Source organism: Ruminococcus sp. 5_1_39BFAA (assembly GCF_964240875.1).
Lineage (GTDB): Bacteria > Bacillota > Clostridia > Lachnospirales > Lachnospiraceae > Blautia_A.
The window spans coordinates 162,134-180,785 of record NZ_CAXSVO010000002.1 but is presented as its reverse complement, the minus strand read 5'-3'; the positions used below and the strand labels follow the sequence as shown (position 1 = coordinate 180,785).

16 protein-coding genes and 1 pseudogene are annotated in these 18,652 nt (G+C 44.5%); 5 read left to right on the top strand and 12 right to left on the bottom strand.

What is annotated here, in order from left to right; translation table 11 throughout:
* Window positions 1–22: 22 nt before the first annotated feature.
* The 3 genes from ACESZH_RS03465 to ACESZH_RS03455 form a co-directional block, all read right to left on the bottom strand.
* Window positions 23–1,846 (bottom strand): hypothetical protein, encoded by a 1,824-nt coding sequence (locus ACESZH_RS03465; protein WP_373212467.1) that lies wholly within the window; start codon window positions 1,844–1,846, stop codon window positions 23–25.
* Between the two features lie 321 nt (window positions 1,847–2,167).
* Complete coding sequence (locus ACESZH_RS03460; protein WP_373212468.1) at window positions 2,168–3,820, bottom strand: glycoside hydrolase family 3 protein; 1,653 nt, start codon at window positions 3,818–3,820, stop codon at window positions 2,168–2,170.
* Window positions 3,817–5,385: a subtype B tannase gene (locus ACESZH_RS03455; protein WP_373212470.1), complete on the bottom strand. Its 1,569-nt coding sequence runs from the start codon at window positions 5,383–5,385 to the stop codon at window positions 3,817–3,819. Before ACESZH_RS03455 ends, ACESZH_RS03460 begins: the two co-directional genes overlap by 4 nt.
* A 134-nt stretch (window positions 5,386–5,519) precedes the next feature.
* Here ACESZH_RS03455 and ACESZH_RS03450 point away from each other — a divergent pair, with 134 nt between their 5' ends.
* From ACESZH_RS03450 to ACESZH_RS03435, 4 genes are all read left to right on the top strand, one after another.
* Window positions 5,520–6,446 carry a LysR family transcriptional regulator gene (locus ACESZH_RS03450; RefSeq protein WP_373212472.1) on the top strand — a complete coding sequence of 309 codons (927 nt, stop codon included), beginning with the start codon at window positions 5,520–5,522 and terminating at the stop codon, window positions 6,444–6,446.
* A 126-nt stretch (window positions 6,447–6,572) separates the two neighbouring features.
* Window positions 6,573–7,334: an alpha/beta hydrolase gene (locus tag ACESZH_RS03445; RefSeq protein ID WP_373212474.1), complete on the top strand. Its 762-nt coding sequence runs from the start codon at window positions 6,573–6,575 to the stop codon at window positions 7,332–7,334.
* A 26-nt stretch (window positions 7,335–7,360) separates the two neighbouring features.
* Complete coding sequence (locus ACESZH_RS03440; protein WP_373212476.1) at window positions 7,361–8,119, top strand: esterase family protein; 759 nt, start codon at window positions 7,361–7,363, stop codon at window positions 8,117–8,119.
* A gap of 28 nt (window positions 8,120–8,147) precedes the next feature.
* Window positions 8,148–9,347, top strand: coding sequence for an acetyl-CoA carboxylase biotin carboxylase subunit family protein (locus ACESZH_RS03435; RefSeq protein ID WP_373212477.1), 1,200 nt, complete (start codon window positions 8,148–8,150; stop codon window positions 9,345–9,347).
* Between the two features lie 236 nt (window positions 9,348–9,583).
* Here ACESZH_RS03435 and ACESZH_RS03430 read toward each other — a convergent pair whose 3' ends face one another.
* From ACESZH_RS03430 to ACESZH_RS03420, 3 genes are all read right to left on the bottom strand, one after another.
* A complete protein-coding gene (locus ACESZH_RS03430) occupies window positions 9,584–11,914 on the bottom strand; it encodes an ABC transporter permease (protein ID WP_373212479.1) in 2,331 nt (776 codons plus the stop codon).
* Window positions 11,911–12,594 carry an ABC transporter ATP-binding protein gene (locus ACESZH_RS03425; RefSeq protein WP_373212481.1) on the bottom strand — a complete coding sequence of 228 codons (684 nt, stop codon included), beginning with the start codon at window positions 12,592–12,594 and terminating at the stop codon, window positions 11,911–11,913. The genes ACESZH_RS03430 and ACESZH_RS03425 overlap by 4 nt, the downstream gene beginning before the upstream one ends.
* A gap of 143 nt (window positions 12,595–12,737) precedes the next feature.
* On the bottom strand, window positions 12,738–13,652 hold the full coding sequence (locus ACESZH_RS03420; protein WP_373212484.1) for a YdcF family protein: 915 nt from the start codon (window positions 13,650–13,652) through the stop codon (window positions 12,738–12,740).
* Window positions 13,653–13,932: 280 nt separating this feature from the next.
* On the opposite strand from ACESZH_RS03420, the pseudogene ACESZH_RS03415 reads away from it, so the two are divergent.
* Window positions 13,933–14,226: pseudogene (locus ACESZH_RS03415) on the top strand (sensor histidine kinase); the annotation flags it as partial.
* A gap of 243 nt (window positions 14,227–14,469) precedes the next feature.
* On the opposite strand, the gene ACESZH_RS03410 reads toward ACESZH_RS03415, so the two are convergent.
* The 6 genes from ACESZH_RS03410 to ACESZH_RS03385 form a co-directional block, all read right to left on the bottom strand.
* Window positions 14,470–14,997 (bottom strand): DUF3877 family protein, encoded by a 528-nt coding sequence (locus tag ACESZH_RS03410; RefSeq protein WP_373212486.1) that lies wholly within the window; start codon window positions 14,995–14,997, stop codon window positions 14,470–14,472.
* A 58-nt stretch (window positions 14,998–15,055) separates the two neighbouring features.
* Window positions 15,056–15,637, bottom strand: a complete 582-nt coding sequence (locus ACESZH_RS03405) for an SOS response-associated peptidase (protein WP_373212489.1) — start codon at window positions 15,635–15,637, stop codon at window positions 15,056–15,058.
* 18 nt (window positions 15,638–15,655) lie between these two features.
* Window positions 15,656–16,204, bottom strand: a complete 549-nt coding sequence (locus ACESZH_RS03400) for a histidine phosphatase family protein (protein WP_373212492.1) — start codon at window positions 16,202–16,204, stop codon at window positions 15,656–15,658.
* 59 nt (window positions 16,205–16,263) lie between these two features.
* Window positions 16,264–16,962, bottom strand: a complete 699-nt coding sequence (locus ACESZH_RS03395) for a metallophosphoesterase (RefSeq protein WP_373212494.1) — start codon at window positions 16,960–16,962, stop codon at window positions 16,264–16,266.
* A 215-nt stretch (window positions 16,963–17,177) separates the two neighbouring features.
* Window positions 17,178–18,170 carry a translation initiation factor 2 gene (locus tag ACESZH_RS03390; RefSeq protein ID WP_373212497.1) on the bottom strand — a complete coding sequence of 331 codons (993 nt, stop codon included), beginning with the start codon at window positions 18,168–18,170 and terminating at the stop codon, window positions 17,178–17,180.
* Window positions 18,171–18,182: 12 nt separating this feature from the next.
* Window positions 18,183–18,620: a DUF4869 domain-containing protein gene (locus ACESZH_RS03385; RefSeq protein ID WP_373212500.1), complete on the bottom strand. Its 438-nt coding sequence runs from the start codon at window positions 18,618–18,620 to the stop codon at window positions 18,183–18,185.
* Window positions 18,621–18,652 lie beyond the last annotated feature (32 nt).

Below are 18,652 nucleotides of genomic sequence, written 5' to 3'. Positions count from 1 at the left end.
GGTAATTTTATATGGTTAAAGCTTATTTTGTTCCGCCCTGGTAGCCTGTGTTAACAAAGGTCTGCCATGGCCATCTTCCATGCATTTCCCAACTGTCGCCCATTACATAACCTGGTTGTGCGGTAAGTCCCGTACAGTCTGCCGGGTCAAGCGGCATATTGTCAGCATTTGCATATACCTTATCAAATGTATAAGTCACGCCGTCCACTTCCATATCTGCAGTCTGATCGTATACACGCTCAAAGGAGCCTGTGTTATCTACAACCTGGCAGTGATTATCCTCTCTGGAATCAAAGGACATTGCCTCATCTGCTGCAGTGGTAAAGATACCGTTGCCATTCTCATCCTGTGCATAGTAGCTGATCACACCGTTTTCATCTGTATAGCTCAGAGTATAGGTCGGGATTATAAATGCCTGCTCCCAATCAGTCAGACCATCCACGCCGTAGTAGGTCCATTTCTGGGTACCCTGCATGCCGCCGCTCATAATAAAGTAGGAGTATACGCTGGCAATATCATAATCATGAGAAATGGTGTCAACCGTATATTTCTGCTCGTCCCAGGTCAGTTTTTCCGTATTTACAGCCACGTTCAGGACCTTGTAAACCGGAATATTTGCCCAGTAAATATAGTTCACTGCAATCGTTGTCTGGTCTTTTTCTGTTTTTACGGTAAAATCTGTTCCCGGCTCCAGAACCAGCTCATCGCCGTAATCGCTGCGCATAGTCAGAGTGAAGTCTTCTGCTGCCAGAGCAGACGCATCAAAGTCGATCGGCCAGGTAATATTCAGATAGTCCGGGTACGCATCACACAGAACAGGAATTCCATTCTCAGTAGTAGTAGACCATAAAGGCTGCGTATCATTGATCAGACTGCCGTTGCTCTCAATAGTAAAGGTACGTCCGAACGCATACATATGTACACGGAAGGCGGCTTCAGCAAGAGGAAGTCCGTTATAGGTCAGACCGCCTACGCCGATATTTGCATAATAGTTTCCGTTTCCATCACCGCCAAGCTCTGAAAAGCTTCCGGAGAATTTCTCTGTGCTCAGGGTGTATGTCGTCTCACCGCCAGCCCATTCTCCTGTCAAGGTATCATCGTTGAACTGATAATCAGACAGATAATATCCATCGCCTTCCAGCAGCCGTACCACAGCAGCACTGCTGTCGATCAGACTGTCATCCACACCGTCAAGTCTCAGGGCAACTGTAACGGTATCTTCGGTTAACTCAATTTCACCCTTCTGACTTGTTCCCTCAACAGTACCCACAACTTCCACTTCCGGGATTGTATAAACACCGGCTTTTTCGGAAACAACCTGATACTGTCCATGGTTTTCGCCTTCTACAACCAGCGGGATCCCGCCATTCGGCTTCACATACAGCTCACCGGAGCCATTGGTATTAAATCCGGCGATCTGAGACGCATCAATGGTAATATTCAGGGCAAAATCTTCGCCGTTTACAGCAAATGCAACACCGCTGTCATTTGTAAATGCAGGCTCATCATTTTCATTTACGATCCATTTTGTCACGTCCGTATTATCTGCTACATCAAACTGCCAGCCCTCTTTTGCCTTCAACTGGATCGTATAGCTTCCGGTATCCTGGATATTGACTTCGTCTGCATTCAATGATTCAAAATACTGGTTTCCGGAAGCGTCCGCACTCTGTCCCTGGCCACCAGGGCCGCCGCCCTGCTCTCCGCCAGCTCCAGGACCGCCGCCCTGTTCTCCTCCGCCAGGACCGCCTTCTTCTGCCAGGACAACCATACAACTTCCGGCAGGTACCGCACTAACTGCCATTGAGCAAGCTACCATGAAAGCCATTAACGCTTTTCTTTTCATCCTGTTTCCTCCTTGTATTTCGCCTGTTTGCATGCTATTATTTTATTCCGCAAAATAATTTGTGCATTATGACGTTTATTATTTGGTAGCTTCATCTTATCATCTGTCAATTCGCTCAATCAATCCAACTTTTTTCAATCTTTTCTCACATTTTGCATAAATAAATTCGAGCCTGCGCCGATATCATTCTCCAATTTTAACAATCCGCTAATTGCAGCAGCTCATCTATACTTCCGATCCTATAATCTGCTTTTTCGTATCCGGCCGCATGATCTCCAGGCTTTCTGCGCGGCTTACCCCGCGCAGGCGATTATTCTCCTATCAAAAATGTGTATCACAAAGACCGCAGAATGGATCTGTCGGACTCACTCCTGTAAATGTTCCTATCCCGATCAGTTTTTCAACAGCCAGCGTAACGGCTGCCTTTGTAGCCGTATACGCATTGATATAGGTACGCACTCGCGGAATATCCTGCAGGTGATAAGGATTTGCAAAGGAAACGAACGCTGTTTTTTCTTCGTTTACAAACCTTGGAATCTCAAGGGCATGCTTCGGACACCAATTGATCCTTACTGTAGTATTATTGCTTGCAGTAGGACAGTTTGCCAATATCAAGGTCAGCCTGTCTTGAGGCAAAGCCGCGCATCCATGCAGATCATCTTCAAAAGGATCATAAAGCTCAACCCGGAAGCCCTTTTCCTCCAGAACCTCCTTTGCCGTTTCCCTTAAGCTGCCGTCGTATATTGTGTCTTCCCCCACGATCACCAGTCTGATTTTCGGATATTCTGTTTTCCGTACAGGCACAAGCTTCTGCGTATCCTTCACAAGCGTTACGGCACGGTCCGCACATGCTCTGCTCCATGCCTGACACTGGGCAAAGGATATCTCATCCGCCTCATTTTTCCTGTTCGCCTCTGCTGTGACCTTTGCCTTAAGCGCAAGGATCCTGGTAACTGCTTCCTCCAGCCGTTCTTCAGACAACCGTCCCGCTTCCACACCCTCTTTCATGTACCGGATATCCTCGTAAATATCGGTGGAAAAACAGATCATATCACATCCGGCCTGAATGCTTGCAGGCATTGCCTCTTTCCGGGGCATTGCCATGGTATAACCGCCCATAATGGTGGCATCGGTAATGATCACCCCATGAAAACCGAATTTTTCCCTCAAAACCCCTGTCAGCATTTCTCTGCTTAAAGATGCAGGAAGCATTTCCTCCTGTCCGGCATTGGGATTGACTGCACGGATCACATTCGGCTGCACAATGTGCCCTACCATAATGCTCATCAGACCGTCTTTGATCAGGCTCTCATAAATTTTTCCATAGGAAGAAAACCAATCTTCCGCACTCAGGTCATTGTAGGTCGGATGCAGATGCTGATCCCTGTAATCCACACCGTCTCCCGGAAAATGCTTGCAGGATGCCGCGATCCCGTGCTTCTGAAGCTCCTTTACAAACACCGCAGCATTTTCCAGAACCTTTTCCGGGTCATTTCCAAAGGTTCTCACATTGGTAATGGGGTTTCGGAAGTTGTAATCAATATCCACTACCGGAGAAAATGTCCAGTTTACTCCTGCTTTCCTTCCTTCTGCAGCGCATACTCTGGCAAAATTTGCAGTGCACTCCATATCTCCCGCGGCAGCCACCTGCATCTGTGTCCCAAAATATGTGCCGTCTGTCAGAACGCCTGCGCCGCCCTCCTCAAGATTGGCAGCCTTTAATAATGGGATTTCTGCATACTCGTCCAGGGCGCTGTATTTCTCCTGTATTTTTCTCAATTCATCAGGCCGGAACAGCACGCCTCCGATCCCCTGGTCTTTTACCAGACGATTCAATTCTTCTTTTTCGTAGGCATCTCCCAAAATGCAAAACAACTGTCCGATTTTCTGGTCAACCGTCATTTCTTTTAAGGTATTCTCGACCCATGTTATCTGTTTATCACTGAGATAAAATGGTTTTTCTTTTAAATTCATACCGTTTCTCCCTTCCCAAGATGCAGCTCCCGGCCCTTTAAAGGGCCTGCTGTTTTTTCCTTCTTCTTGCAAATTTCATCGATCCATCTGCATATTTCACCCGGGTAATCCGCTTCACAATGCGGTTTATCCCAGACAAGAGCATAATCCACCGGTTTTCCTGCCGCTTTCAGCTTTAGTGCAAGGATCATGCTCACCATAAAGGACGTATCCGCATCGCTGGCGCCTACACGGATACGGTAATGGGACGCCATATCGCTTTTTTCCTCTGTTCCTATGTAATTCAGCGGATTGATCAGGTAAATCCTTTTCTCCTGTTCCTTATCATCCGCGCACTCCGCATAGGAAGCATAGTATTTTCCATATTCTTCAGGAAATGCCTCCTTTAAATCCGCAATAGCATCTGCGATATCACGGTTAAAATGCAGATAATGCTTCTCCTTTGAACCGAATAAACGGTTTTCTCCGCTGTTCATTTCCAGAGTGTCAAAGGATGTGCAGGGTTTCATTCTTCTTCTGTGATTCAGCACATATGTATCCAGATCCGATACTTTCGCTTCCGTTCCGTCCCATGTAAGCCATGCGGTCTTTTCCTTCCTTTTCAGATAATCCTCTGCGGAACAGCATTCCTCAATCTCACCCTGCTCCAGCTTCCGTAAAAATATGGAAGCAGATTTATTGATCTGATCCATCAGATAGTCATAGCCGCTGCCGCTTCTGCCGTCTTCATGAATGGAAAGCACCTCATGGGTCTCCGGATTTTCCAGCTTTAATCCATTGAAATACGAAATAAATTTCCCACTCAATCTGGCAGACAGCGCTTCCTGGAACGGAGTCATAACGCCAGCAGGACCTGCCGGGGAATTCTCGTTTTCTTTATCTGCCCGGAACATCCACTCATACGCCAGATCCGCATGTTCCAGATCTATGATCGGGCAGTACATCTGCGCTGCATAAACGTCATCTCTCTCGTCCATAAAAGCGCCGTTTTCTTCCAGATAGGAATCGAAATTCTTGTTATTTCCCGTAACAGCCAGAAGAGAAGACATGGCTCCGCCTGCACTCCAGCCAACAGAAATGATCCTGTCCAGGTTTCCCGGAATTGCTTTGGAATTATGTCTCAGGAAACGGATGGCAGTCTTTAAGTCCACCAGGTTTGCAGGAGATTTTCCGCACCATTCTCCCTTTTCATTCCGGGATTCGCTTCCTCTGTTTCCGCAGCTTACATAGACAAATCCGTGTTTTAAATACTGTTCTGCGGAACACCTCGGACCTCCCAGCCATACGTGGGGCATCTGCATATATCCCGAAGAATTATTGCCGAAAATAACAGGGACTGTCTTTGCCGTATATCCGTTCATCCTGCCTTCCAGATCGAGTTCTCCCTTTTCCTTCATATAAGGTTCCGGCACAAAAATACTCAGACGCTGGAACTTTGGAGTTTCTGCCTTCTCTGTATATAAAATATCCTCCAAACACCAGCACTTATATGTCTCGTCAAAAAACCAGCTATCTTTACAATCTGATAATTCCATTGTGTGATTTGTGATCGTAATGGTATCCATTTTTTCCCCTTTTTTCCATTCTAACTTTCCAATTCGCTATTTCTTTAAACAAATTATAATTTGAACCAGATTGACAACCAATTCCGTTTTCGTTATCATTAAGTCAAAAATGGAATTAATATGAGGGTGAACGTATGGATATTAATTACTTTAAAGAATTCGCCGTACTGGCAGAAACAAAAAATTACTGGGAAGCTGCGGAGCGGCTTTTTATGAACCAGTCTACCCTTTCCAAGCATATCAAAGCCATGGAAAATGAACTGGGGGTACCTCTGTTCCAACGGACTACCCGCAAGGTTGAATTGACGGAATACGGCACTTCCTTTCTCCCTTATGCCCAGTCCATCACCCGCACCCAGTTTGATTATTCGTCCATGCTCCTTCAAATGAAAAACTGCAGCCAATCCCTTGTGACCATAGGGAGTATCCCGGTCATGGCACAGTACCGGATCACCAGGCTGCTTCTGGAACATCAGAAAAAATGCCCGGAATTTCTTTTCAAAGTGGTTGAGGATGACCCTAAGAATTTAAGGTCATTATTGCTTGACCAGAAATGTCAGTTGATTTTTTTACGTGAGGCAAGACACTCTACTGAAGAAATCTTTGAAACCGAAGAGGGTATCGTACATATTCCCTATATCATTGACCAGCTCGTCGCCCTTCTGCCCAGTCACCATCCTCTGGCTGACAAACAGGAGCTTACCCTGCGTGACCTTCAGAACGAAAAATTCTGTTTTTTAAAGGAAAGCTCCATGATTTACGACCTGTGCCGTTCCGCCTGCCAGGAGGCGGGCTTCATCCCCAATATCGTTTTTGACAGCCATCGGCTGGACAGCATCTTTGACATGGTTGCCTATGGAAACTGTATCGCTCTTCTCATGGACCAGCACGTAAAATGTCCCCCGAATTCTGCCCCGCAGGAGCCTGAGGAGCTTCCCTTCCGAGTGGTAAAGATCACCCCTGCAGTCTCTACCCAGATTTCCCTTTGCTACCTGAAGACCGTGCCGTTGTCAAAATCCGCGTGGGAGTTTATTGAAAGCTTCTCTGCTGTTCACCGCTGACTTCCCGAAGCATGGCAAGCGCGCTGTGCAGACGTTTTTTGTGATCCAAACGAAGCTTAGTTTATTGCCTTTTCTTTACTTCTGTGCTATAGTAAAGTGAATTAGCTACACCGAAAGGAGACAACTATGGTACATAAATGGAATGTCACCATTCCGGAGCTGACAGGTGACGAGGAGCGGGGCGTCTATGTTTATCTTCCCGAATCCTACGACTACGAGCCTGATAAACGCTATCCGGTTCTTTATATGTTTGACGGTCACAACGTATTTTTCGACTCTGATGCCACCTACGGCAAATGCTGGGGCATGAAGGAATATATGGATTACACCAACACCCAGCTCATCATTGCCGCAGTAGAGTGCAATCACAGCCCTGATAACGGACGTCTGAAGGAATACACTCCCTTTCCTTTTTCGGAACCGAAAATAGGAAAAATAGATGCCCGTGGAAGACTGACCATGAACTGGTTTGTACATACCTTTAAAAAGGAAATCGACAGCCGTTACCGGACACTGCCGGACCGGGAGCATACTTACATCGCAGGCAGCTCCATGGGCGGACTGATGAGCCTGTACGCTCTGCTGGAATACAACCGTTACTTTTCCAGGGCTGCTGCCCTTTCCCCCTCTCTATGGGTGTCCCCCATAAAGCTGGAACAGATGATCAGAAGTGCAAGAATACAGCCTGACACCGTTCTCTACATGGACTACGGGCAGAAGGAAATGGGCAATCACGCCAATATACGCCGTCAGTTTGCCAGAATTTCATCCCAGCTTATAGAAAAAGGGATGCTGGTGGAAAGCCGGATCGTCCCCGGCGGAACGCACTGTGAAGCAAGCTGGGAAAAACAGATTCCTTTCTTTATGAACACTCTGTTGTATTCCTGAAATATGACCGCAGATAAGGAGAAAATATGGAAACGCAATATTATAAACAATACAGCCCCGCTCTTGGACGGGATATGGAATGTAAAATTTACGGTCATGCAGGACGACCCGTTATTTTTATTCCCTGCCAGGATGGCCGTTTCTACGACTTTGAGAATTACCACATGACAGACGTGTGGGCTCCCTGGATCGACAGTGGCAAAATCATGGTATGTGCCATTGATACCCTGGATGCAGAAACATGGTCTGATAAAGCAAATGATCCACGGTGGCGTATTTGCCGCCATGAACAGTGGATCCGCCACATTACAGATGAAATCGTGCCTTTCCTTCGCAACATAGCCAACGAACGCAACGGCTGGACCGGATATCCCGGTGTCATGGTGTTTGGCTGCAGCCTTGGCGCTACCCATGCTGCCAACCTGTTCTTCCGCCGCCCTGACCTGTTTGACGGACTTCTGGCTCTCAGCGGAATCTACAGTGCTGAGTATGGCTTTGATTCCTACATGGATGACCTGGTATATGAAAATTCCCCCATCCATTATTTGAAAAACATGGCCCCTGATCACCCGTATATACCACTATATAATATGAAAAAAGCTGTTATCTGCTGCGGACAAGGCCCCTGGGAGCTTCCGGATTCCACCAGACATCTCCAGTCCATCCTGACGGAAAAGGATATTCATGCCTGGGTGGATTTCTGGGGTTTTGACTGCAGCCATGACTGGTACTGGTGGTATCGGCAGGTAGAATACTTTGTTCCCTATCTGCTGGGTGAAAGGTAAACTTAAGAAAAAGGAAGGTAAGTAAGCTTTGAAAAATTTTATTTTTATTTCCCCAAATTTCCCTACAAACTACTGGATGTTTTGCCGTGAACTGAAAAAGAATGGCCTGAATGTCCTGGGAATCGGCGACCAGCCCTATGATGAATTAACTGCAGAGTTAAAAGACAGTCTGAATGAATATTACAAAGTCAGCAATCTGGAAAATGAGGATGAGGTATACCGCGCAGTAGCTTTTTTCATCCACAAGCATGGTCGTATTGACTGGCTGGAATCCAACAATGAATACTGGCTGGAGCGCGATGCCAAGCTGCGGACAGATTTCAATATCACCAGCGGCTTCCAGGTATCGGATATTCCTAATGTAAAATTCAAATCCCGCATGAAGGAATTTTATATCAAAGCCGGAATCCCGGTTGCCCGCTACCATATGGTCGATACTCTGGAAAATTGTATGGCTTTCGCAAATGAGGTTGGTTTTCCGGTGGTTGCAAAACCGGATAACGGCGTAGGCGCTTCTCATACCTTCAAGATTGAAAATGCTGAGCAGATGGAGCAGTTTTTCCAGCTCAAATGGCCGGATACTTCCTACATTATGGAGGAATTTGTAAACGGGGAAGTGAATTCCTATGATGCCATTATCGACTCCAACGGTGAGCCTATGTTCGAGACCGGAAACATCACGCCAATGTCCATTATGGATATTGTAAATAAATCCGATAATTCCATTTTCTATATTCTGAAGGATCTGCCGGATGATACCCGTACTGCCGGACGTGCTACCGTAAAGAGCTTTGGTGTAAAAAGCCGTTTTGTACATTTTGAATTTTTCCGTCTTCTGAAAGACCAGGAAGGCTTAGGCAAAAAGGGCGATCTGGTTGCTCTTGAGGTAAACATGCGCCCCAGCGGCGGCGTAACCCCTGACATGATCGATTTTGCCCACAGCACAGATGTGTACAAGATCTGGGCAGATATGATCGCTTTCGACCGTTCCACCATGCCGGTTGGAAAACATGCCTACTGCGCGTTTGCCGGAAGACGTGACGGAAAGGACTTTTCCATGAGCCACAGCGATATCATCGAGAAATACGGTTCCCATATGAAGATGATGGAGCGTATCCCGGATGTTCTTTCCGGTGCTATGGGAAATCAGATGTACGTGGCAGTATTCAGTTCCCGGAAAGAAATGAATGCTTTTTACGAGGATATATTGAAGTGCAACGAACAGTAATTTTTTAGTATAACAGCATACATATGGGGCCATGGCATATCGTCAGATCAATATGCTGTGGCCCCGGTATTTTTTTTACTGACCCATGAATTTCCTCCATTCCGATTTACTACACCGTAAAAGCAGTCCTTATTTCCCATACTTCATTCTCGCATTCTAAAACTGGTGTGTAAAATATTCTGCGGTACAGCAGCTTTTCCTTTCTACTGTACCGCTGGCTTTATCTATCGTTCCAATTACAGGTCATTGATTGTATCTGTGATTGCCATATTACGTATCCGTTTTGCCGGTCCATGGACTGCAATAACACATGAGAAGGCAACCAGCAAAAATATGATTGCAATGGTAGTAAGCGGAATATTCCAAAAACCACCAAAATGACTAATGATAATCTTCACATAAATCAAATAGTGAAGTATCATCCCAAGTACAATTCCGGCAATTGTGCCGCAAACAGCGTATGTTACTGCCTCTGCCGTTATCATCTTTGTAACCTGCCTGCTTTCCATACCAACAGCACGCATTACCCCATATTGCTTAACCCTTGCAGACACCCCCATAGAAATGCTGTTCATAATATTCAGCACGGTGATTAGGGAAATAATCGCCAGGAAACCATATGCCGCAAGCCGGAATACCCAGTAAGAACCATTGTTCTCACTATTTTGTTCCCGATTATCCATGAATAAATGTTCTCCAGCCATATCCTGGATTTTTCTTACTGCCGACTCAGATACATCTTTTTCTAATACCATCCCCACCATAACATAATTCTGATCGCCCATTAAACGTAGATAGGTTTCTTCAGAGCAGACCACTGTCGCTGCACCGCTGACACTTCCTACTCCTTCGGAAAGGACAGCTGCAATTTCAATTTCCTCATCTCCGATTTTTATTTTATCTCCGACATCCAGTCTATTACTCTGGTTGTAGACCGCCAGAGCATAGCTGGAATCTCCATAGACTTTTGACATGTCACCGCTTACGACCGAATTTGCGAAGTTGCCCATCATAAAATCATCATAGGAACACAAATCAATTGCTCCTGCGTTGCCATTAATCTCAGTCGGATATTCTGTGTTATATATCATACCAAAGGCAGAGTCCACTCCCGATATTTCTGAAATTTCTTCTACCAGCCCTCTGTCTATGGAGTTCGTATCATCCTGGCTCGCAATTACGATATCCGGTGTGAATTTACTTGACACTGACGGAAGCAATTTATGCACAATATCAAGGCAGGCGGAAAAAGTCAGGAACAACACAATCGTAAGGGCAAAAGATCCTGTCATAAGGAACAGATTTTTCTTAGTTCCTGTCGCATGGTGGATTCCAAGGGAAGTTTCCACTCTAAAAAGCCTTGTATTTGCCGCATGGATAACTTTTTTCGATGATTCCGCATTTCCGGATACTGCTGCCACCGGTGAAACCTTCGCAGCCTGTTTCGCAGGGGACTGAGCCGCAATAAATACCGTAACCACACCAACAACAGCTCCGCAAAGAATGCCGCTTATGCTTACCGCAAAAAGAGGCATATCCACCCATTCTCCTTTTACAAGAAACCGCAATATCATACATAATATCCAACAGGTTACCGTCCCCAATGCACAACCAATCGGGATTGCGGTTTTACACCAGTTCAATGCCTCAAGCCTTACAAAACGTACAATCTGCTGTTTGCTTGCACCGACACACCGCATCATTCCAAAAAATTTTGTCCGCTGCGCCACATTACTGTTCATGCAGCCTGAGATCATTAAAACCCCGGCAATCAGTATGATTACAAAACAAGCTGCTGCCAAAGGATAAAGCCCATTTATACTCTCATTTGTACTTGCCCCCAACAGGCTCAAAACAGCCGTGTTTTCTATGACATTTTCAGAGGTAAGGTTATATTGCTCTTTCATTTTAGCAATTGTTTTCTTCAAGCCATTCTCTTTCTGGAACCGGATATAAAACTGAGACGATGCTTCCACGTCATTCAAGCTACGCACTTCATCAAATGCCTCCCTGTTCATATACACGCAGCTGCCTTCAATTATATCGTTAAACTCTGTATCATCCTCACAAAATCCGGAAACGGCATATTCAAAAACTCCTGCCGGCGTATTTAAGGTAATACTGTCCCCTATCTTAATTCCCAAAAGTTCTTTTGCGTCAGTACTGAGGGCAACTTCGTTTTCATTCTGTGGATAAGAACCTTCCGTCGGATAATTCATGATGTCCGTGATATACGTTTCTTCGATACCATATAAAACAGCGTTTTTGCCATTTATATAATAGCCTTGGTCAGCATCAACATTTATCGCATCATACCAGGAGGAAAACGCAACATTAGCGTTTCCGCTAATCTGTTCTGCTTCATCTTCCGGTACATTCTGAAGGGCAATGTGCCAATCTCCATGGTTGTGGCGCATCGCCGTTGTCTGCGCGTCCGTCCACATCTCTACCATAGAGAAGATTGAGGTCACAAGGAACACTGCAAGAATAATACAAACGCGCGTCATGAAATTCTGACGTCTGTGTACCTTTGACGAAATCGGGATAAGGCTTAAATAGCTTTTCATTCACTGCACCTCCCCAAATCAGTCAGTACTCCGTCCGATACCTTCAAAACCCTATCCGCCGTCTGCGCAATACTCTGGTTATGCGTGATCATGATAATCGTCTGTGCGTACCTCTTTGACGCATTCTTCAGCAATGCAATGACCTCACTGCTATTCTGCGTGTCCAGATTTCCAGTTGGCTCGTCAGCGAGTATCAGTGAAGGCCGCGTGATCAATGCCCGTCCGATTGCCACCCTCTGCTGCTGACCTCCGGATAACTGGCTCGGCAGATGATTCCGGCGTTCCTTCAAATTCAGTACCTCAAGCAGTTCCTCCAGATACTTCTTATCCGGTTTCTGGTAATCCAAAAGAACCGGGAAGATAATGTTCTGCTCCACGGTAAGCTCCGGGATCAGATTGAATGCCTGGAAGATAAAGCCGATGTTCCTCCTGCGGAAAATCGTCAGCTTGCTCTCCTTCATTGCAAAAATGTCTTTGCCATCGATCAGCACTTTTCCCGATGTCGGGTTATCCAGTGCGCCGATCATATTAAGAAGTGTACTCTTGCCGGAGCCAGATTCTCCCACAATAGCCACATACTCGCCCTTCGGGACTGAAAAACTAACTTTTTTTAATGCCTGTACAGCCGTTTCACCACTGCCGTAGGTTTTAGAAATTGATTTCACTTCTAATAAGTCCATGTGATAAGCACCTCTTTCTTTGATTTCTACTGGTATAATACCATCCGTTTCCTACAGTAATATTACTCTAAGGCTACAGTTTTGTAGGATTTCAAAAATCACTGAAAAAAATTGCCCCAGTTTCCTGGGGCGGCTGTTTCCGTTTATTTTAGCCATACGATCAACTTCGCCACTATAATGACGCATGACACTGTTCCAATCACTGCAGCGTGTTTCTTCCATGTCAGACGCAGATACCCGGCAAATTCCCGGAGTAAAGCATTTAACGTAAAGTACCATTTTGTCTTTGCACCAAATCCAACACATTTGATTCCCTGCTGTTTTGCAAGGAGCAATGCCCGGAATACATGGTAGGCAGTAGTAACTATCACGATTTTCGGTTTCTCTTTTTCCATCAGCCTTCTTGAAAACAGCAGGTTTTCCTGTGTGGATACAGACTTTGCTTCCATTATAATTCTTTCTTTATCCACACCTCTGTCAATTGCATAGGCTGCCATTGCCTCGCTTTCCGGAATATCTTCACCGGGGCCTTGTCCGCCGGACATGATAAGCGCTGCGTTTGGATTGGAGGATAACAAATCGATTCCCTTTTCAATCCGTGCGGTCAGAAGCGGCGTCACCCTGGTTCCGTTAATTCCTGAACCCAGTACAACAATATAGTCTGCATCCCTGTCTTTTTTCAGATGTATAAGATTAAGGACAGCCGAAAAAGAATACATGGACATCAGCGACAGTATATAGATTGCAGAAAAACTGACGATCACATAAAGCATCGTACCAAACGTATTGTCTGTCAAATCCCCAATCCCTGGCCAGATTGCCAAATATGCGTACAACAAGAGGGAAAAGAGCATTGATAACAGATTAGATGGCTTTATCCCTTCGTGTCGGATGACTTTTATTCCTTCCACAAAAAACATAACAATCAAAAGCCCTGGAAATGCCAGTACGCAGCTTACCGTTATAACAAATAACGCAGTCAAAATGCCAATAATCCAGTCATGTGACACAAGCTGCTCTGAGTATTGAGATACTGCAAAAAACAAAAAAATCGCCAAACACGCCAGCATCCAGAAAAATGAAAAACCACTCCACAGTGTCCTGGGATCATGCGCCATGATCCCTATATACACCAAAAACGCCGCTAAAAATATAAGAAACGAAATTTCACACATACCTTATCCCGCCTTTCCAACCATTCCTTAGGGATTTTTCTTAAACGGAAAGAGCTATCCCCTCTGCGGCGTTGCAAGACATCAGGACAGAAAAGGTGTGGGAAATGCCCTGACTCCGGAAATGCACAGAGAGGATATGGCACTGATCAAAGAGATCGGAGCTAACACTATCATTGAGTGGAAAACGTCTGCATCTATGGTTCAGATTAGGATAACAGATAATGGAAGCGGTATTCATCCGGAAGATCTGCACCATATCTTTAAGCGGTTTTACCGGAGCAGGTTTTCAAAAGACAAGCAGGGCATTGGCCTTGGGCTGCCCCTTGCAAAAATGATTGTTGAAGCGCACAATGGCACGATAGAAGCGGACAGCACGTTAGGAGTCGGAACAACTTTTACCCTGAATTTTTTAAATCCTACAAAATTGCAGGCTGGGAGTCATGCTGCTGTAAGATAAAGGGTATATTCTAATTTGGGTCTTGCCATAGTGCCCTCCAATCCCGTAAGCCTGATATTTTATCCCATTTTCCCCATCAATATAATATATTATTAGTTCGTTCTATAATATCAGAATCTGCGGAATTTGCATAATTCTTTTTTCCTCTATTCGATAATAGTTTTTTTCTATAAAAAACCGTGTATCTCTCTGCAAACCCACAAGAAATACACGGTTTCTTTATTCGTATTTATCGGTGCCTCTTTACAGGCTTCCAAAATCGCTTTTGGCAAAACGGTGATACGTGATTCCAAACTCATTTTGCTCCACACAATACACATACGGCTCTACATCTTCATTTTCAAAGTATAGCGCAGTCCCGATTCCGTCTTCTTCCTTCTCTAAGCAGACCTCTGTGCCATGCCGCTCGGCATAATCGTGAAATACCTTAAAAATAGCATCCATGTCCTGGAGCTTTAATGCTCCCAAAAACCTTGTAAGGAATTCCGGTTCCGGTATGTTTTGTTCCACATAGCTGCACCCGGCTTTACCCACATAAAAGCAGAATCTGTCGCTGTCATGGCTGATTTTCACCTCTCCCAGATGACTGGCATGGGATGCCAGATACTTTTCTATATACTCCTGTAATACTTCGTTTTTTATATCCCTGCTCAGGTTCATATAATCACATAATGAACTCTTTGGATAATAGAGCCTCATACCGGAATCCAGACTTCCAATTTTCATCTGCCATTCCTTCATTGTATCTTCAATATGTTTTTCCAAAGTCATAAGCTATACCTCCAAGGATTATGTTTTATTTCCATTTTCCTATGTCTCTCCAATACATTTAAAACAATGTCAACTGTTCAAATTCCTGTTCCCTGGTCAGCATGGGAGAGCCCTGTCTCAGAAAATCTCTGACCATGCCATCTTCGTAAATCCAATCCTCCAACTGATTTTCCGCCAGTATCAGCGGCATCCGGTCATGAACGGGGCTCATGGATTCATTGGCCTCCGTGGTGAGAATGATAAATCTGTCACCATCTTCATAACGATTATAGAATCCTGCCATGTAAATTGATGGGCTCTCAGGCCAGGTAAAGGTTACTTTATTTCTATTTCGGTCCCATTCATAGAAATGTTTAGCCATAATGATGCACCTGCGTTTCATCACACTGTCGGAGAAGCTTTTTTTCTCCAGAGCTGTCTCTGACCTGGCATTGATCATCAACTGCTTTGACTGGTAGGAAGGGAATCCCCAGCGCATGTCTTCTGCTGCGAATCCGGGTTTCTTTCCAGTAACGACCGTTGCCAGCTCGGAAGGGTGAATATCTCCCTTTCGGTTCCAGTTAATCTGGTCGTCCACATAGCTGACGATCCGCCGCATGTCCCATTCCGTCTCATCTCCATAATAATATCTTCCGCACATAAATGAATGCTCTCCCGATTATACTTCCTCAAACTCATACCTGCGCACTTCACAATTCTTTATGCCAAATGCCGCATATTCCTCATTTGTCATCTCATAAAAATAAGACTGGACGACTCTGGAAATGCCGTTGTGTGCCACCAAAATGTATGTTTTTTTGCCGGATTCAGCCTTCAGTTCATCCAGCAGGTTATAGATACGCTGCGCCAGTTGAAGCATGGTCTCGCCGTTTCCGAAACGATTAATGAACTGCCTTTTTGCCTCCTCAAACGCCTCGCCATGTCGGGGCGTGGATTCCCATTTGCCGAAATTCTGCTCAATCAGCCGTGGCTCCACTCTGGCCGGAATCCCTGTGATTTCAGATATATGCTTTGCAGTATCTGCGGCACGGACTAATGGCGAATACAGGATTTCATCTGCTCTGATGCCTTCTGCCAGTATTTTCTTTCCTGTTTCGATTGCCTGCTGATGCCCAAGCTCTGTCAATTCGCTGTCTGTCGCACCGCAGATTTTGTTTTCCACATTCCACACAGTCTGACCGTGCCGTACAAAATACATGTATCCCATATTTATTCCTCCAGATAATTTTTGTTATGATTGTTCCGCACTCTGCGTCTCGCTATTTTCTATCCCAAAACCAGTTCCGGCTTAAATTTCAGATAATCTCCTGAAACCAGCTTGTACTCGATACCATTTACATAGCCTTTAAAGCTGTCATCATAGCGTTTTTGACCATGGCAATGGGAATAGATGACTTTCTCTGCTCCATACTGCTCAGCCATCTCTGTAAACGGACTGCTCATCTCTCCGATGGAAGTAGGCGGGTAATGCAGGAACATGATAAACCTGTGATACCCTGCTGCCACAGCCTGGTCAAAGGATACTTTCAGCCGCTCAAGCTCCCTGTCGCGGATCTTCAGGAAATGCTCAATGGTATCCTTTCCTTCATAACAATATCCTTTCGTTCCCACCAGCGCATGATCCCCATACGCATAAAAATTATTCTGCAAAAATTCCAGCCTTCCCTGAAACATTTCATTCAGCTTGTCTGTCTTTTTTGCATCCCAGAACATGTCATGGTTTCCACGAAGAAGAATCTTTCTCCCCGGAAGCGCCTCGATAAAAGCCAGATCCTCACGGCATTCATCCAGATTTCTCCCCCAGGAATGATCCCCGGTAATGACCAGCGTGTCATCCGGCCTGATCTTCTTATTACAGTTTTTCTCAATTCTCTTTACGTGATTCTTCCACTCCGCCCCAAATACTTCCATCGGCTTATTCACCTGAAAGGACAGATGAAAATCACCCATTGCATATAATGCCATTTTGTCTTATTACCTCTTCCTTTCTTTCGCTGGTGATCCAGTATTCACATATACTATAGCACAAATCCGTTAGGGCTTGTTGCATTTTTACATGATTCCATAATTTTCAATCATCCGTTTGCCGCATAGGATTCACCATCGTAATACATATAAAATGCGGCATCCGGATGCCAACATCACCAAACGCCGCATAACTTTGTTTCCCCATATTATAATTATTCTGACCAAAGCCTCCTTATTTCTTCCGGAAATACCTCCTGGATCCTTTCTTTGTTGCGCCCTTCAGAATAATATTCTGCTAATTCATCTTTCTGATATCTTAATTCCACAACATCCTGTGTAGATTTTATCAGTAAATTTGCGAAGTACTGTTCCCAACTAAAAAAATCCCTACTTTCGATGTAATACCAGGGCTTCTCCAATATTTCTCTGATCCGTGGTATTTGCAAAATATCTGCTTTTAAAATAATCCATTCAAAAGATTCCGGTAAATATAAAATAACATTTTTTCGGTACAAAATATATGTCATGACTTTTTCCATATATGCACCAAATGCAGCCCCGTCAGCAACAATAATCAGTGTCTTCTCCCTGTCCAGATTACGAATCGTATCATAAATATTCGAATTGCCTGCCGCACTTACACATTCATACTTATTCTGACAGCTTTTTTGTAAAAATTGAAATCCTGACTTGGAATCCTCCGCTACAAATACAGTTTCTCCTAAAATCTCTCTACAGCTTTCGCTTTCAGAAGGATAAATACGATAGAACTCGTGATATATCTGCTCTGGAAAATGATATTTTCCTGTTGTTCTGATTCCATATATTTCATTCACACTATAGGGCAAATTCTTTAATGCTTCTCTGGTAATCAGCACATAATAATTATCCGTTTTCTGTATATAATCTGCAAATTCTTTTTTCCGGATAAAACTGTATCCCTCATCAATAAATATAATTGTGTTATGGATCAATGCCAGAAAATCCATCCAGTTCTGTTCATTTCCATCAAACACAGTACACGGACAAGCACTTACAATCTGGATAAGTCCATTATTTCCCCCACGGTTATAATCTCTTAACAATTCAACGAGTGTAGTCTTCCCAGTTGCGCTATCCCCTTGTATAATTGTAATATTTCTCTTTATCTCAAATTCATATTTTAAACGAGGAGATTCAATAATAATATGATACTTACCCTTCATTGCCGCTCCTCCTTAAAGGAAATCTAACGATATCAACGCAAATTCATCTGCTGAGTACACAATTCTTCCAGCATTAATAATCTCTATCTCAAACGGACCAAGATCCTCAAATGGCATAAAGTATCTGAGATTTATCGTGACATCCTGCTTTTTGCCGATTTCCAACAGCCACTTCGCACAATTTGCTCCACAGCTAGTTGCATCAAATACTTTTTCCGGCATCTCATAAATCATGATCAGCGTCTGTAAACCGCCAGATAATTTTTCTGGTGGTATCGGTCCCAATACCGGGCTGTCAATCACTCCCCCGGATATATAATCTGACTGGTCTACATCATGCAGCATTTTCTGAACTAAGTTATCCTGAAACCACTCCAGTTTATATTGGTATTTGAACCATAAAGGACCATAACAGACGTCCTTCATTTCGCCATAATAAATTTTTAACATAAAATACCTTTCCACATACAATAAACGGTTGC

Coding starts and splice junctions, on each gene's coding strand:
- ACESZH_RS03460 (WP_373212468.1), bottom strand. CDS start 3,820: ATGAATTTAAAAGAAAAACCATTTTATCTCAGTGATAAACAGATAACA.
- ACESZH_RS03440 (WP_373212476.1), top strand. CDS start 7,361: ATGGAAACGCAATATTATAAACAATACAGCCCCGCTCTTGGACGGGAT.
- ACESZH_RS03395 (WP_373212494.1), bottom strand. CDS start 16,962: ATGGCATTATATGCAATGGGTGATTTTCATCTGTCCTTTCAGGTGAAT.
- ACESZH_RS03425 (WP_373212481.1), bottom strand. CDS start 12,594: ATGGACTTATTAGAAGTGAAATCAATTTCTAAAACCTACGGCAGTGGT.
- ACESZH_RS03455 (WP_373212470.1), bottom strand. CDS start 5,385: ATGGATACCATTACGATCACAAATCACACAATGGAATTATCAGATTGT.
- ACESZH_RS03405 (WP_373212489.1), bottom strand. CDS start 15,637: ATGTGCGGAAGATATTATTATGGAGATGAGACGGAATGGGACATGCGG.
- ACESZH_RS03450 (WP_373212472.1), top strand. CDS start 5,520: ATGGATATTAATTACTTTAAAGAATTCGCCGTACTGGCAGAAACAAAA.
- ACESZH_RS03385 (WP_373212500.1), bottom strand. CDS start 18,620: ATGTTAAAAATTTATTATGGCGAAATGAAGGACGTCTGTTATGGTCCT.
- ACESZH_RS03390 (WP_373212497.1), bottom strand. CDS start 18,170: ATGAAGGGTAAGTATCATATTATTATTGAATCTCCTCGTTTAAAATAT.
- ACESZH_RS03430 (WP_373212479.1), bottom strand. CDS start 11,914: ATGAAAAGCTATTTAAGCCTTATCCCGATTTCGTCAAAGGTACACAGA.
- ACESZH_RS03400 (WP_373212492.1), bottom strand. CDS start 16,204: ATGGGATACATGTATTTTGTACGGCACGGTCAGACTGTGTGGAATGTG.
- ACESZH_RS03465 (WP_373212467.1), bottom strand. CDS start 1,846: ATGAAAAGAAAAGCGTTAATGGCTTTCATGGTAGCTTGCTCAATGGCA.
- ACESZH_RS03445 (WP_373212474.1), top strand. CDS start 6,573: ATGGTACATAAATGGAATGTCACCATTCCGGAGCTGACAGGTGACGAG.
- ACESZH_RS03410 (WP_373212486.1), bottom strand. CDS start 14,997: ATGACTTTGGAAAAACATATTGAAGATACAATGAAGGAATGGCAGATG.